Raw genomic sequence first — 15045 nt, 5'->3', positions numbered from 1 at the left:
AATAAAATCGGGACCCTTATGCTCAGCAACAATTTCTATAACATTCTTATTCTTGCAGGGATTATCTTTGCAGCTCTGGTTATTATCGGCATTATTATTGCCCGTCTGTACCGTCGTTCCAGCAAAGAAATCTCTTTCGTACGTACAGGTTTTGGCGGCGAAAAAGTTATTTTAGGTGGCGGTGCAATTGTACTGCCTGTATTACATGAAATTATCCCTGTCAACATGAACACGCTACGTTTAGAGGTTCGCCGTGCTGATGATCAAGCGCTCATTACCCGTGACCGTATGCGCGTCGATGTCATGGCTGAGTTCTATGTCCGTGTGAAGCCTTTGGCAGAGTCAATTGCAGTTGCCGCACAGACTCTGGGACAAAAAACCATGTCTCCAAATGAGTTGAAGAACCTTGTGGAAGGGAAATTTGTCGATTCCTTGCGTGCAGTAGCAGCTGAAATGGCGATGGAAGAGTTGCATGAAAAACGCGTGGACTTCGTACAAAAAGTACAACAAGTGGTGTCCGAAGACTTACATAAAAATGGTCTAGAGCTTGAAACTGTGTCATTAACAGGTTTAGACCAAACAGGTTTTAAATACTTTAACCCTCAAAATGCATTCGATGCCGAAGGTTTAACCAAGCTGACTGAAACGATTGAAGACCGTCGTCGTAAACGTAATCATATCGAGCAAGACGCTGACCTTGCCATTAAGACCAAAAACTTAGAAGCAGAACAAGCTCGCCTACAAATCATCCGCGAAGAGGAATACGCCAAACTACAACAAGAGCGTGAAATTGCAATTCGCCGTGCAGAGCAACTGGCTGAAATTGCCTCTCAGGAAGCTGAGAAAAAACGTGAAGCAGAAGAAGCACGTATTGCAGCTGAGCGTGAAGTCGAGTTAAAGCGTATTGGTGCAGCACGTGATGTGGAAAGCCAAAATATTCAAAAATCACAAATTATTGAACAAGCGCAGGTTGAACAAAAGAAAACCATCGAGCTGGCTGAACAGTCACGTGCCATTGCGATTGCTGAAAAGTCGCGTGAAGAGTCTGAAGCCAAAGCTTCTGCAGACCGTGCCCGTGCTGAAGCCGTTAAAGCTGAAGAAGAAGTGATTACCGTACGTGAAACCCAGCGTGCTGAGCGTCAAAAAGCAGTTGAGTTGGTTGCGGCGAAACAAGCTGCAGAAAAAGATGCGATTGCGATTACGGTTGCAGCTGAAGCAGGCAAACAAGCTGCTGCCGATGATGCCGAAGCTGTTCGTATTGCTGCGGAAGCTCAAGCTGAACAAGCTCGCTTAAAAGCCAAAGGTGAAGCGGATGCCAAAATACTGTTGGCTCAAGCAATGGAAAAACAATACCAAGTCGACGCAGATGGTACACGTGCGGTGAATGAGGCCAACAACGTCTTATCTCCAGAGCAAGTCGAAATGCAAATTCGCCTAGCATTGTTAAAATACTTACCTGAAATCATTCGTGAAAGTGTTAAACCAATGGAAAATATTGATGACATCAAAATTCTACAGGTCAATGGTTTAGGTAATGTCGGCTCAGCCACAACTGGAGGTGATGGTGTGGAATCTTCACAAGTTGCTTTGTCTGATCAAGTGGTGAATAGTGCGCTACGCTATCGTACCCAAGCGCCATTAATTGATAGCTTAATGAATGAACTGGGAATTCAAGGCGGCGACATCAATGGTTTAACTCAAAGCTTAAAACCGCAAAGCAAAGCTCAATAGTAATTAGACTTACAAGCAAAAAAACGCGATGATCTGTCGCGTTTTTTTTAATATACTTTAATATTAAACTTTCTACAAACTACACATTTAAGCTGTTAAAACGATAAACCTAAGAATTTGCTCAACACAGTAGGCCTAACATCTATTATAAAAATTTAAGTTAATGAGCTTAGTAATCGATTCGTCGACCATCAGAAAAGTCCAAAAAGTAATATAAACATCCCAGACTCTACAATTGAGTAAAAATATTCTAAACAGTAATGGAAAAAACTTTTTATGAATAAATAGAATTAAGCTATTTAGTGCAAACGCACCCAGAAGAAACGGATCAATTGCCCACGATCATAAGGAAAATTTGAAAGGTACTCATATCCCACTTTATTTTTTTTGTTGACTTTAATTTCAATACCATACCCGAATGAAATACTGAGTACATCCAAGTCTGAACTGTGAAACTCCCCTGTCCCTAGTTTATGGCTCAAACCATCCGAGTTGTAGGCCGAATAGTTAAATACACGAATATATTCATTCTCATAAAAATCGTTATTGATCAATGTATAATCGTTTTCCTCTTCATCATGTTCTGCGGCTAACTGCTGATAATAGTGGAAAATATCATCACTCAAAGACTCAGCCAAGTAGACGTCTTCATTTTCAGCATAAGCGCTATTCATCGCTAGCCCTAACAAGAATAAACAACGACAAAACAATAAATGAATAGGCTTTAACATCTGTAATATTATGTCTTCAAAAGAATTATTTTAATTATGAATATAGCATAGTCTCCTATATAAACAGTGAACACCAAATATTTATCAATTCTCAGATTGTTAAGTACATAGCAAATCTTGCTCTAATTTAACCATTTTGTCTTTTGTTCAATATGGCTTTTTCAATGTGGCTAAATATAGTTTTCAGCTGAGATTAAACACTCTAACCCCCATATTATTTTTATACAGAGAAATGTATTAGGGCAAACCAATATGCTCTCCACAAAAAAGCCGTATGTGCAATTAAGACATACGGCTTTTTCCTTTAAAATATAAATGGCTTAAACTAAACCTTTGTCCTTTAAAAGTTGGAACATCGTTGAACCGAGTTCTGCTGGGCTACGCGTATAGGCCATCCCAGCCTTTTCAAATGCTGCAAACTTTTCTTCCGCAGTACCTTTACCACCAGAAATAATCGCTCCCGCATGCCCCATACGCTTGCCTTTCGGTGCTGTTACACCGGCAATATAACCCACCACAGGTTTAGTCACATGTGATTGAATATATTCTGCTGCTTCTTCTTCAGCCGTACCACCAATCTCACCAATCATGATAATCGCTTCAGTTTGCGGATCTTCTTGGAACAGTTTCAAACAATCAATTTGGTTCATGCCCGGAATTGGATCACCACCAATACCAATACAGGTGGATTGACCTAAACCAAGCTTAGTCGTTTGCGCAACCGCTTCATACGTCAATGTACCAGAGCGAGAGATAATTCCGATTTTACCTGGTTGATGAATATGACCTGGCATAATCCCGATCTTACATTCACCGGGAGTAATAATACCCGGACAGTTTGGACCAATTAAACGCGTGCCATTGCCATTGGTTTCTAGATAACGCTTAGCTTTGAGCATGTCTAAAGTTGGCACGCCTTCTGTGATGACTACAATCAGTCCAACACCTGAGTCCACTGCTTCAATAATTGAATCTAATACAAATGGAGCTGGTACATAAATCACAGTCGCATCTGCACCTGTACCTGCAACTGCATCTTTCATCGTGTTAAACACAGGTAAATCTAGATGGGTTGTGCCACCTTTACCAGGAGTTACCCCGCCAACGACTTTAGTTCCATAATCTAGTGCTTGTGCTGAGTGGAATGTGCCGTTTTTACCTGTAAAACCTTGTACCAATACTTTGGTGTCTTTATTAATTAATACGCTCATATTGATACTCCTTACGCTTTTACTGCAGCAACAATTTTTTCTGCGGCATCCGACAAGCCATTTGCAGAAATAAGTTTTAAACCTGATTCATCAAGTAATTTGGCACCCAATTCAGCATTGTTCCCTTCTAAACGAACAACCACAGGTACGGTCACATTTACTTCTTGAACCGCTGCAATAATTGCTTCAGCAATCATGTCACAACGTACAATTCCACCGAAGATATTAATCAATACCCCTTGTACAGAGGTATCTGCCAGAATAATTTTAAACGCTTCAATCACACGGTCTTTGGTTGCACCACCACCGACATCAAGGAAGTTCGCAGGTTGGCCGCCATAGAGTTTAATAATATCCATGGTTGCCATCGCAAGGCCCGCACCATTGACCATACAGCCAATGTTGCCTTCAAGCGCGACGTAGTTGAGGTCAAATTCAGACGCTTTCAACTCCCGTTCATTTTCCTGTGACTTATCGCGCAGCGCAGCAATTTCAGGTAAACGATACAGCGCGTTTGAGTCAATCCCCACTTTGGCATCGACACATAGGATGTCACCATTTTCACGCACAGATAGCGGGTTAATCTCAAATAAAGCAAAGTCATTCTCGATGAATGCTTGATACGCAGCAGACATCACTTTCACAAATTGATTCACTTGACCATCTTTAAGATTCAACTTAAATGCAACTTCACGCGCTTGAAATGGCAATAAGCCAACCAAAGGATCAACTTCAACTTTAATAATTTTTTCAGGGGTTTCTTCAGCAACCTTTTCAATTTCGACGCCACCTTCGGTCGAAGCCATAAAGGTCACGCGACGGCTTGAGCGGTCAACCACTGCACCTAAATACAGTTCACGCTCTACAGGATAAACATCTTCCGCAACAAGTACGCTGTTGACAGGTTGGCCATGGCTATCGGTTTGATAGGTAACAAGGTTGGTCCCGATGATGCTTTTTGCATATTCAGCAGCTTCCGTTGCTGACTTTACAACTTTTACGCCACCTGCCTTACCACGACCACCCGCATGCACTTGCGCTTTCATTACAGCAAATTTTCCGCCTATTTGTTCAAAGGCTTTTACTGCTTCGTCTGGAGTGGTGGCAAGTACGCCCTCTTGGACAGGCATACCATATTTTTTTAATAGCGCTTTAGCTTGATATTCATGTAAATTCATCGACTAACCTTTTTATTACTGCTTATTTACTTTTTGTTGCACCGAAACTGTTTACTATCACAGTAACCATTTTGGATTTTTAAAACTTCTTATCTTTATTTTTAGATGATTCTTCATGACAAGACAACACCTCAAACAAAAAAGAGCGACCGTAGTCGCTCTTTTCGTTGTCTTATTTGCGTTTACGCTGGATTGCGTGAATCGCTCGACCATCCACTGCAAGTGCAGCTTCATGAACCACTTCAGAGAATGTTGGGTGACCGAAAGTCATCAACTGTAGATCTTCAACCGAAGATACAAACTCAAGTGCAATCATACCTTGGTGTACGATATCAGACGCAGCAGGCCCAATCACGTGCATACCCAGTAAACGGTCAGTTTTTGCATCAGCAACAAACTTCACGAAACCTGCATTTTCACCCGCAGCCATTGCACGTCCGTTTGCAGCAAAACCGAATTGACCCGTTTTCACTTCATGGCCTTTCTCGATCGCTTGCTGTTCTGTTAAACCGACCCACGCCGCTTCTGGGTGTGTGTAAATCACAGAAATGATCGTGTCATAGTTGACTTGAGCTGCATGACCGTGAATACGTTCAACAGCCATTACGCCTTCTTCCATTGCTTTATGTGCAAGCATTGGCCCACGTACTAAGTCACCAATTGCATATACACCGTCAACAGACGTCGCACACCAATCGTTCACTTCAACTAAACCACGTTCAGTGAGTTTGATACCACAGTCATCTGCCAATAAGCCTTCAGCATACGCACGACGGCCTACACAAACGATCAACTTATCAAACGCTTGAGTTTTTTCTTCGCCGCCTTGAGTATATTTAACAGTGACTTCAGAACCATTAACTTCTGTGCCAGCAACTTTAGCACCAACACGGATATCAAGACCTTGTTTCGTCAAAAGTTTTTGGTAGTCTTTCGCCAAGGCTTTATCAGCCATTGGTAAGAATGCGTCCATTGCTTCAAATACAACAACTTCAGCACCTAGACGACGCCATACTGAACCAAGCTCTAGACCGATTACGCCCGCACCAATCACACCTAAACGCTTAGGTACTTCTTGGAATTCTAGTGCGCCAGTTGAGTCAACGATAATGTTTTGATCAACTGGTGCTGATGGAATGTTAATTGGCACAGAACCCGTTGCAAGAATCACATATTTAGGCTCTAAAATTTGAGTTTCACCTTCGTGAGATACAAATTCTACTTTTTTACCTGCAAGTAATTTACCTGTACCTTTTAACCACTCAATACCGTTACCTTTTAAAAGGCCATCAATACCCATGGTCAGTTGGTCAACAATTTTGTCTTTACGTGCAAGGAGTTTAGACAAATCAAAGTTCACTTCACCTGTTGTAATACCGTGATCAGCTAAGTGATGCACTGTATCTTCATAACGGTGAGAAGAATCAAGCAATGCTTTAGACGGAATACAACCCACGTTTAAGCACGTCCCACCTAATGATGGTTTGCCTTTGTGAATACGTTTTTCAATACACGCAACTTTAAAACCAAGCTGCGCTGCACGAATTGCTGCTTCGTAACCACCAGGGCCACCGCCAATTACAACAAGATCAAATTGTTGAGACATTTTTATCTCCAAAAATGGGCTTAGAGGATCGCTCTAAGCCCATGTTTTATTCTTTAGAATTAAAGGTCAAGGATCAATTTAGCTGGTTCTTCTAACAATTCTTTGATTGTTACCAAGAAACCAACTGCTTCTTTACCATCGATTAGACGGTGGTCATAAGAAAGCGCTAAATACATCATCGGTAAGATTTCTACTTGACCGTTTACAGCCATTGGACGTTCTTGGATTTTATGCATACCCAAAATCGCAGTTTGTGGTGTATTCAAGATCGGAGTCGACAACAATGAACCGAAAGTACCACCGTTGGTGATTGTGAACGTACCGCCAGTCATGTCTTCGATGCCCAATTTGCCATCACGTGCTTTGTAAGCAAAGTCACGGATACCATTTTCAACTTCAGCATAGTTCATGCGGTCGGTATCACGAAGCACAGGTACAACTAGACCACGCTCAGAAGATACTGCTACACCGATGTCATAGTAACCGTGGTAAACAATGTCATCACCGTCAATTGAAGCGTTAACTGCTGGGTAGCGTTTAAGCGCTTCAGTTGCAGCTTTAACAAAGAAAGACATAAAGCCAAGACGCGCACCGTGACGCTTCTCAAATGCGTCTTTGTATTGTGCACGCATTTCCATGATTGGCTTCATGTTCACTTCGTTAAACGTCGTCAACATTGCAGTTTCTTGAGTTGCAGCAAGCAGACGCTCAGCAACACGCTTACGAAGACGCGTCATTGGAACACGCTTCTCAACACGCTCACCCACAGCAACACTTAATGGTGCTGCAGCTGGAGCTGCTGGTTTAGTTTGGTGATTTGCCACATCTTCTTTCGTGATACGACCACCACGGCCTGTACCTGCAACATCAGCAGCTGGAATGCCAGACTCAGTCAATGCTTTACGCACAGCAGGCGCTTGATCAGCAACTTGAGCACGTTCAACGACTGGTGCAGCACCCGCTTCAGTTTGAGTAACTGCTTGTTCTACTTTCGCTTCAGACTGAACTGCTTCAGTTTGCGCAGCGCCAGATACGGCACCTTCTTCAAACTGAGCAATCACTTCATTTGAAAGAACAGTGTCACCTTCACCTTTAATGATCGATGCAATTGTACCGTCAGCAGGAGCAACAACTTCTAAAACAACTTTATCTGTTTCAATATCACAGATCACTTCATCACGTGATACTGCTTCACCTGGTTGTTTGTGCCAAGTTGCGATTGTGCCATCCGCAACTGACTCAGGGAATACCGGTGCTTTAATTTCGGTTGCCATTACTAAGAATCTCCTGTTATTCAGCTACGATCGCTAAAGCGTCATTTACGAGCTGAGCTTGTTGTTTTGCATGCAAATATGGTGAGCCACAAGCCGGTGCAGCAGAAGCTTCACGACCTGCATAACTGATACGTACTGGTTTAGCCGACTTCATTACATCATCATATAGACGAGGAGCAATAAATAACCAAGCACCTTGGTTCTTCGGCTCTTCTTGCGTCCAAACAATGTCTTTCACATTTGGATATTGAGCAAGAACTTCAGCAATACGTTGTTCAGGGTATGGATACAATTGTTCAATACGAACGATTGCAGTGTTATTCAACTCTTGCTCACGACGTTTCTCAAGCAAGTCGTAGTAAACCTTACCACCGCAAAGCACTAAACGTGTTACGTCTGCTTTGTTAATGTTGTCGATTTCATCAATCACAGTTTGGAATGTACCATTTGCAAGTTCACTTAAAGTAGACGTTGCAAGCTTGTGACGAAGTAAAGACTTCGGTGACATGATGATCATTGGCTTACGAATTGGGCGAATCGCTTGACGACGTAAAGCATGGAAAATCTGTGCAGGCGTAGTTGGTGTCATCACTTGCATGTTGTCTTCAGCACATAGCTGTAAGAAACGCTCTAAACGTGCAGATGAGTGTTCTGGACCTTGACCTTCAAAACCATGAGGAAGAAGTAAGGTTAAACCACACACACGTTCCCACTTGGTTTCACCTGATGCGATGAACTGATCGATCACAACCTGTGCACAGTTTGCGAAATCACCAAATTGTGCTTCCCAAATGATCAAACTCTTAGGCAGAGTGGTTGCATAACCATACTCAAAACCTAACACCGCCATTTCCGACAATAGCGAGTCGTAAATTGCAGTACGTGGTTGATTTTCTTTGATATGGCAAAGCGGAATATAGGTTGAACCATCCACTTGGTTATGCAGTTTTGCATGACGGTGTGAGAAGGTACCACGACCAACGTCTTCACCAGTCAAACGAACCAAATAGCCATCATCTAAAATAGATGCATAAGCCAAAGTTTCTGCAGCACCCCAGTTCAATGGAATTTCGCCAGTTTGCATTTTTAAGCGATCATCAATCACTTTTGCAACTTGACGCTGCATCACGAAGCCTTCAGGAAGCTCGCGCATTTTGCGACCAAGTTCTTTTAGACGATCTTCAGAACATGTGGTATCCCATACGTCTGTATAGTCATGCCCTAAGTATGGTGCCCAATCTACAAACATTTTTGTATTTGGTTCAAGTACTAGTGCATTGGCAACGTGCTTACCTGCTTCTAGATCCGAACGGTAGTCTTCAACCATTTGATCTGCTTTAGCACGGTCTAATACGCTTTCTTGAACCAATTGGTCTGCATACAACGCACGCGTTGTCGTTTTCTTACTGATGACTTGATACATCATTGGCTGAGTTGCAGCTGGCTCGTCCGCTTCGTTGTGACCACGACGACGGTAACAGAACATGTCAATGACAACGTCTTTACGGAAAGTATGACGGAAGTCATGTGCCAATTGCGCAACAAACAATACTGATTCAGGATCATCACCGTTCACATGGAAAATCGGTGCTTGGATCATTTTCGCGATGTCCGTACAGTATTCTGTAGAACGCGCATCACGTGGATCAGATGTTGTGAAACCTACTTGGTTATTCACCACAATGTGAACCGTACCACCCACTGTATAGCCACGTGTTTGTGACATTTGGAAGGTTTCTTGGTTAACACCTTGACCTGCAAATGCAGCATCACCGTGAACAATTACTGGCAATACATCATCGCCACCAATATCTTTACGACGTACTTGACGTGCACGTACTGAACCTTCAACCACAGGGCCGACGATTTCTAAGTGTGATGGGTTAAACGCCAATGCCAAGTGAACTTCGCCACCTTGAGTCATTACGTTTGAAGAGAAACCTTGGTGGTACTTAACGTCACCAGAACCTTTTTTATGTAAGCTCTTACCTTCGAACTCACCAAATAGGTCTGCTGGGTTTTTACCCATGATGTTTACAAGAAGGTTCAAACGACCACGGTGAGGCATACCAATGACCACTTCTTTACAACCTACAGAACCTGCACGCTGAATTAAAGCATCAACCATTGGAATGAAAGATTCACCACCTTCCACGCCGAAACGTTTTGCACCAACATATTTATTACCTAGGAATTTTTCTAGGCCTTCAGCCGCAGTTAAACGCTCTAATACGTGTTTTTTCTGTTCTGCAGTGAAGTTGAATTGACCACGTGCACCTTCAAGGCGTTGTTGAATCCAACGTTTTTCTTTGGTATCAACAATGTGCATGTATTCTGCACCAATTGAAGCACAGTACGTTGCTTCCATGGCTTGAACCATTTCACCTAGAGTTGCTTCGTCTTTACCAATCAAAAGATTACCTGTATTGAATACAGTGTCAAAATCAGATTGGGTTAAGCCATGTGCAGCAAGGTCAAGATCTGGCACGATTTCACGTTTTGCCAAACCTAAAGGATCAAGCTTCGCTTTTTGGTGACCGCGGTTACGGTACGCTGCGATCAGTTGTAGTACGCCAATTTGACGACGTTCATGTTCTGTACTAACAGAACTTTGTACCACTGCTTGAACACGACTTGAATTACGACCTAGTAATAAGAATTGCTCACGTACATTGCTGTGTGGTTGATCACCTTTCGGGTATTTATCGAAGTATGCACGCCAGTCAGCTTCTACTGAGTCTGGTGCAGCCAAGTACTGCTCATAAAGTTCTTCAATATACGCTGCACTATCAGCGGAAAGTTCAGTGTCAAGACGCAATGCGTCAGCAACTTCTTGCATTTGTGGACCCATTTCCTATTGCAAAAACATTTCAGGATGCTTTTTAAGCGAACCCATGATTAGTAATGTCAAATTGGTAACATGACATTAGTCCCCATAAGGCGGATGCCATGAGGCGTTATCACTACATTAGAATTACCCAATGTGACAATGAATCATAACGCCCTCAGCGGCATCATCACTCATTCATACCCGGCCAAAACCGAGCAATTTTTTGCAAATCGACTTAGAAAAAATAAGGCGATGCATTATTTTTTCTAAAGCGACTAACCCTTCATTTATACTCGCTCTAATGCGGCTTAAATGTTGAATTAATGTACATATTTAGCGCGCATTTTTTAAATATAAACGTGCAAAAATTTTAACATACTCCCCATATTTCAATTGATTTTTTTGACACATACCTTTCATAAATTGGCGAAATACACATATCAAAATTTCATCTAATATATGGTGCTTTAAATAAAACCGAGTTTCAACGTAGACCAAAGTCTACTCCAAAAAACACATACGAAAAGAGAGCATCATCTTTCAATATGCCCTCCCCATCAACAACATCCATATTAACATCTTCATAACTTTTTTTGCAGACTCATACTTGCACTTATTTATGACATTTGTTTTAAATCGCCGCGCTTTTCACCAATCTGGTGCAATTTCCACAAAAGCCACCTATCACAAACAAAAATAATGCCAACCCCACGCTTTCACTCAATTTTATTTTTTACAGCAAAAATCTCGCTATAAAATAAAAAAGCACACCCTAAAGGTGTGCTTTTTCTAACTGAAGATCAGCCTACAGATTAACCCGCAGCATCTAAAAGCATGTTACGGATGTGACCGATTGCTTTAGTTGGGTTCAAACCTTTAGGACACACCGATACACAGTTCATGATGCCCTTACAACGGAATAGCGAGAATGGGTCGTCTAGACGAGCCAAACGCTCTTGAGTTGCTGTATCACGAGAGTCGATGATAAAACGGTATGCATTCAACAACGCTGAAGGACCCAAGAACTTGTCTGGGTTCCACCAGAATGATGGGCATGAAGTTGAACAACATGCACAAAGAATACATTCGTATAAACCATCTAGGTGTTCACGCTCTTCAGGAGACTGTAAACGCTCTTTTGGTGGCGCAGGTTGGTTATTGATTAAGAATGGATGAATTTTGTTGTACTGATCGTAGAACTGATTCATATCCACAACTAAATCTTTAACCACTGGCAAACCAGGTAAAGGACGAACTGTAATCACTTCTGGTAAGTCGTTTAGGTTCCAAAGACACGCTAAACCATTTTTACCATTGATGTTTACACCATCCGAACCACAAATACCTTCACGGCATGAGCGACGGAATGTTAATGATTCATCCTGTACTTTCAATGCAAGAAGCGCATCAAGCAACATACGGTGCTTATCAGTCAATTCTAACTTGAAAGTTTGCATGTACGGCGCTGCATCCTTATCAGGATCGTAGCGGTAGATATTAAATGTACGAGTACCTCTACTCATCTTACTTCTCCCAATTAGAATGTACGTGGTTTAGGTGGAATTGCAGCAACTGACAATGGCTTGTAACGCACTGGCTTGTACTCAAGACGGTTATCGCTAGAGAACCATAATGTGTGCTTCATCCACTCATCATCACGACGACCATATGGGTAAGCTGGGTGATCAGGCGACTCTTCAAAGTCTACAACCGTATGCGCACCACGGCACTCTTTACGAGCTGCTGCTGAAATCAATGTCGCTTTAGCCACTTCATACAAGTTTTCAACTTCTAAAGCTTCTACACGCGCTGTGTTAAATACTTTAGATTTGTCTTTCAAGTGAATGTTACGTACACGTGGTTCAATCGCAAGAATCTGCTTCACACCTTCTTCAAGAAGTGCAGTTGTACGGAATACACCAGCATGGTCTTGAACGATGTCACGGATTGCATCTGCAACTTCTTGCGCATTTTCACCTGTAGATGAGTCATCTAACTTACGGATACGTGCAACAGTTTGCTCAAGTACAGTCGTAGGAAGTGGTTGGTATTCATCACCGTGATGTTTAGTCACGTAGTCGATGATGTGCTCACCCGCAGCTTTACCAAATACAACCAAGTCTAGTAGCGAGTTCGTACCTAAACGGTTTGCACCATGTACAGACACGCAAGAACATTCACCAATTGCATAGAAGCCTTTAACAGGTTTCGTAAAGTTACGATCGCCCGCATTAGTCGAATAGATATCGCTATCTTTGTCATAATGTGCTGCAAATGCTTCCATTTCAGAACCTTCAGGCACAACCACTTGACCGTGGATATTCGTTGGAATACCACCCATTTGGTAGTGAATTGTTGGTACTACTGGAATTGGCTCTTTGGTGATGTCAACGTTCGCGAATTTCTTACCAATCTCAAATACAGATGGAAGACGTTTCATGATCGTTTCAGCACCCAAGTGCGTCATATCAAGCAAGATGTAGTCTTTCTTCGGACCACAGCCACGACCTTCTTTAATTTCTTGGTCCATAGAACGTGATACGAAGTCACGTGGCGCCAAGTCTTTTAAAGTTGGTGCATAGCGTTCCATGAACGGCTCGCCAGCATCGTTACGAAGGATTGCACCTTCACCACGACAACCTTCAGTTAACAATACACCTGCGCCAGCAACACCCGTTGGGTGGAACTGCCAGAATTCCATATCTTGCAATGGAATACCTGCACGCGCAGCCATACCAAGGCCGTCACCAGTGTTGATGTAAGCATTGGTTGATGCTCGATAAACACGACCCGCACCGCCTGTAGCAAACAATGTCGCTTTAGCTTGGAATACTGCAATTTTACCCGTTTCTTGGTCAATTGCTGTTACACCAAGAACATCACCTGCTTCATTACGAATCAGGTCAAGCGCGATCCATTCAACAAAGAATTGCGTACCCATTTTCACGTTGCTTTGATAAAGCGTGTGAAGAAGTGCGTGACCTGTACGGTCAGCAGCAGCACATGCACGTGGAACCGCTTTTTCACCGTAGTTTGCAGAGTGACCACCGAATGGACGTTGGTAAATCGTACCGTCTGCGTTACGGTCAAATGGCATACCCAAGTGTTCTAACTCATAAACCACTTGCGGCGCTTCACGCGTCATAAACTCGATCGCGTCTTGGTCGCCTAACCAGTCAGAACCTTTAACAGTGTCGTAGAAGTGGTAGTGCCAGTTATCTTCTTGCATGTTACCAAGAGATGCACCAATACCACCCTGCGCTGCAACTGTGTGCGAACGAGTTGGGAATACTTTAGTTAAAACAGCAACTTTCAAACCAGCTTGAGCAAGTTGGTAAGACGCGCGCATACCTGAACCACCGCCACCAACGATGACAGCATCGAAAGTTTCGTGTGGAATATTTGTGTAATCTTCTTTAGGGGTTATAGCGCCCATGATCTATTCCTATCAATTCGCCCAAAAAATCTGGATTGCCCAGATCGCATATGCAAATACAGCAATAATTACTGCTGAAGTCAGTACAAGGCGTAAACCTGAAGCTGAAGGACCCATTTGACGAGTAGTCACATAGTCAGTGAATACCTGCCACATACCAATCCAAGCATGTGCAACAAGAGATAAGACGGCCAATAAAGATAAAATCTTCATTGGAGCTGTCATCATAAAGCCGTACCACTGTTCATAGCTAAAACCGCCATTGCATAGGATCCAACCTAAAACAACAACTGTATAAACCGCTAATACGACAGCACTTACACGTTGGATAAACCAATCGCGAGAACCTGAACCCGTTAAACCAGTAGCACTTTTCATTAGATAACAATCCATACAAATGCCGCAACGATACCGATTGCAGACAAGATCAATGAAATAGTAGCTGCGATACGACCACTTTGCAGTTCTTCAGCAATACCGATATCTGCAAGTAAGTGCTTAACACCCGCAATAAAGTGGAAAATTAAGCCGGCTACAAATACCCATACGACAAAACGCACAATGAAGCTATTAAAAATAGCCTGAACTTGAGCAAATCCTTCAGGCGAAGACAATGACTTGTCTAAGATCCATAGAAGTACCGGTACGAGTAAAAATACGATGACACCTGATAGACGGTGTAAAATTGATGCAATAGCCACAGGGGATTTTAAGTTTACTTCTAAAACTTGACCCATGGACAAATTGACAGGTCTGTTGCTTTTCACAGCGGGCATCCTGTAAGTAAAAACTCCATCCGGAGTTTGTTGGAATTAATTCGAAGGAAAGCTGGCATTGTTCAGCAGCTACTTTAAAACTCTAAATTAAATAGCGTTTGAACTTAAAACGACACTGAATTATAAGACGTGAACTATCAAAATACAAACAATGCCCTTGGCCTTTTTGCATAAAAATTCTTTAAATAAGAATCATTAACACATAGATAAATACGTTGCGCTACAATACTTTAGCTTCAAATCTCAGCTATATAGTTGGTTTTTATAAAATA

Annotated in this window: 11 protein-coding genes; 1 reads left to right on the top strand and 10 read right to left on the bottom strand. The window is 42.4% G+C overall.

Translation table 11 applies throughout. The features are described from left to right. Positions 1–18 precede the first annotated feature (18 nt). Positions 19–1731: a flotillin family protein gene (locus WH214_RS03975; RefSeq protein ID WP_339422338.1), complete on the top strand. Its 1713-nt coding sequence runs from the start codon at positions 19–21 to the stop codon at positions 1729–1731. Between the two features lie 299 nt (positions 1732–2030). Here the strand turns inward: WH214_RS03975 and WH214_RS03970 are convergent, their stop codons facing one another. The 10 genes from WH214_RS03970 to sdhC all read right to left on the bottom strand — a co-directional run bounded on the left by WH214_RS03970 (position 2031) and on the right by sdhC (position 14773). After that, positions 2031–2405, bottom strand: a complete 375-nt coding sequence (locus WH214_RS03970) for a hypothetical protein (RefSeq protein ID WP_339422337.1) — start codon at positions 2403–2405, stop codon at positions 2031–2033. Between the two features lie 377 nt (positions 2406–2782). Then, entirely contained in the window at positions 2783–3673 is an 891-nt protein-coding gene (gene sucD, locus WH214_RS03965) for a succinate--CoA ligase subunit alpha (protein ID WP_004982733.1), read from the bottom strand. An 11-nt stretch (positions 3674–3684) separates the two neighbouring features. Beyond that, on the bottom strand, positions 3685–4851 hold the full coding sequence (gene sucC / locus WH214_RS03960; RefSeq protein WP_058870082.1) for an ADP-forming succinate--CoA ligase subunit beta: 1167 nt from the start codon (positions 4849–4851) through the stop codon (positions 3685–3687). 172 nt (positions 4852–5023) lie between these two features. Then, the gene (gene lpdA, locus WH214_RS03955; RefSeq protein ID WP_279746908.1) at positions 5024–6457 is read right to left on the bottom strand and encodes a dihydrolipoyl dehydrogenase; all 1434 of its coding nucleotides are present in this window, start codon (positions 6455–6457) and stop codon (positions 5024–5026) included. 59 nt (positions 6458–6516) lie between these two features. Next, positions 6517–7731: a 2-oxoglutarate dehydrogenase complex dihydrolipoyllysine-residue succinyltransferase gene (odhB, locus tag WH214_RS03950; protein WP_062033969.1), complete on the bottom strand. Its 1215-nt coding sequence runs from the start codon at positions 7729–7731 to the stop codon at positions 6517–6519. A gap of 16 nt (positions 7732–7747) precedes the next feature. Then, positions 7748–10570, bottom strand: coding sequence for a 2-oxoglutarate dehydrogenase E1 component (locus WH214_RS03945; protein ID WP_259233095.1), 2823 nt, complete (start codon positions 10568–10570; stop codon positions 7748–7750). Positions 10571–11373: 803 nt separating this feature from the next. After that, positions 11374–12084: a succinate dehydrogenase iron-sulfur subunit gene (locus WH214_RS03940; protein WP_004982744.1), complete on the bottom strand. Its 711-nt coding sequence runs from the start codon at positions 12082–12084 to the stop codon at positions 11374–11376. Positions 12085–12098: 14 nt separating this feature from the next. After that, positions 12099–13997 (bottom strand): FAD-binding protein, encoded by a 1899-nt coding sequence (locus WH214_RS03935; RefSeq protein WP_339422336.1) that lies wholly within the window; start codon positions 13995–13997, stop codon positions 12099–12101. A 12-nt stretch (positions 13998–14009) separates the two neighbouring features. Further along, positions 14010–14375 carry a succinate dehydrogenase, hydrophobic membrane anchor protein gene (gene sdhD / locus WH214_RS03930; RefSeq protein ID WP_004695554.1) on the bottom strand — a complete coding sequence of 122 codons (366 nt, stop codon included), beginning with the start codon at positions 14373–14375 and terminating at the stop codon, positions 14010–14012. After that, positions 14375–14773, bottom strand: coding sequence for a succinate dehydrogenase, cytochrome b556 subunit (sdhC, locus tag WH214_RS03925; protein ID WP_005400408.1), 399 nt, complete (start codon positions 14771–14773; stop codon positions 14375–14377). The genes sdhD and sdhC overlap by 1 nt, the downstream gene beginning before the upstream one ends. Between the last annotated feature and the right edge of the window lie 272 nt (positions 14774–15045).

It is taken from the genome of Acinetobacter sp. MYb191, assembly GCF_037572605.1.
Taxonomy (GTDB): domain Bacteria; phylum Pseudomonadota; class Gammaproteobacteria; order Pseudomonadales; family Moraxellaceae; genus Acinetobacter; species Acinetobacter johnsonii.
This window is presented reverse-complemented; position numbering and strand designations above follow the sequence as displayed.

Excerpts from the sequence above, each read along its gene's own strand:
- sdhD (WP_004695554.1), bottom strand. The coding sequence starts at position 14,375 with ATGAAAAGTGCTACTGGTTTAACGGGTTCAGGTTCTCGCGATTGGTTT.
- WH214_RS03970 (WP_339422337.1), bottom strand. The coding sequence starts at position 2,405 with ATGAATAGCGCTTATGCTGAAAATGAAGACGTCTACTTGGCTGAGTCT.
- WH214_RS03945 (WP_259233095.1), bottom strand. The coding sequence starts at position 10,570 with ATGCAAGAAGTTGCTGACGCATTGCGTCTTGACACTGAACTTTCCGCT.
- odhB (WP_062033969.1), bottom strand. The coding sequence starts at position 7,731 with ATGGCAACCGAAATTAAAGCACCGGTATTCCCTGAGTCAGTTGCGGAT.
- WH214_RS03935 (WP_339422336.1), bottom strand. The coding sequence starts at position 13,997 with ATGGGCGCTATAACCCCTAAAGAAGATTACACAAATATTCCACACGAA.
- sdhC (WP_005400408.1), bottom strand. The coding sequence starts at position 14,773 with ATGCCCGCTGTGAAAAGCAACAGACCTGTCAATTTGTCCATGGGTCAA.
- lpdA (WP_279746908.1), bottom strand. The coding sequence starts at position 6,457 with ATGTCTCAACAATTTGATCTTGTTGTAATTGGCGGTGGCCCTGGTGGT.
- sucD (WP_004982733.1), bottom strand. The coding sequence starts at position 3,673 with ATGAGCGTATTAATTAATAAAGACACCAAAGTATTGGTACAAGGTTTT.
- sucC (WP_058870082.1), bottom strand. The coding sequence starts at position 4,851 with ATGAATTTACATGAATATCAAGCTAAAGCGCTATTAAAAAAATATGGT.
- WH214_RS03940 (WP_004982744.1), bottom strand. The coding sequence starts at position 12,084 with ATGAGTAGAGGTACTCGTACATTTAATATCTACCGCTACGATCCTGAT.
- WH214_RS03975 (WP_339422338.1), top strand. The coding sequence starts at position 19 with ATGCTCAGCAACAATTTCTATAACATTCTTATTCTTGCAGGGATTATC.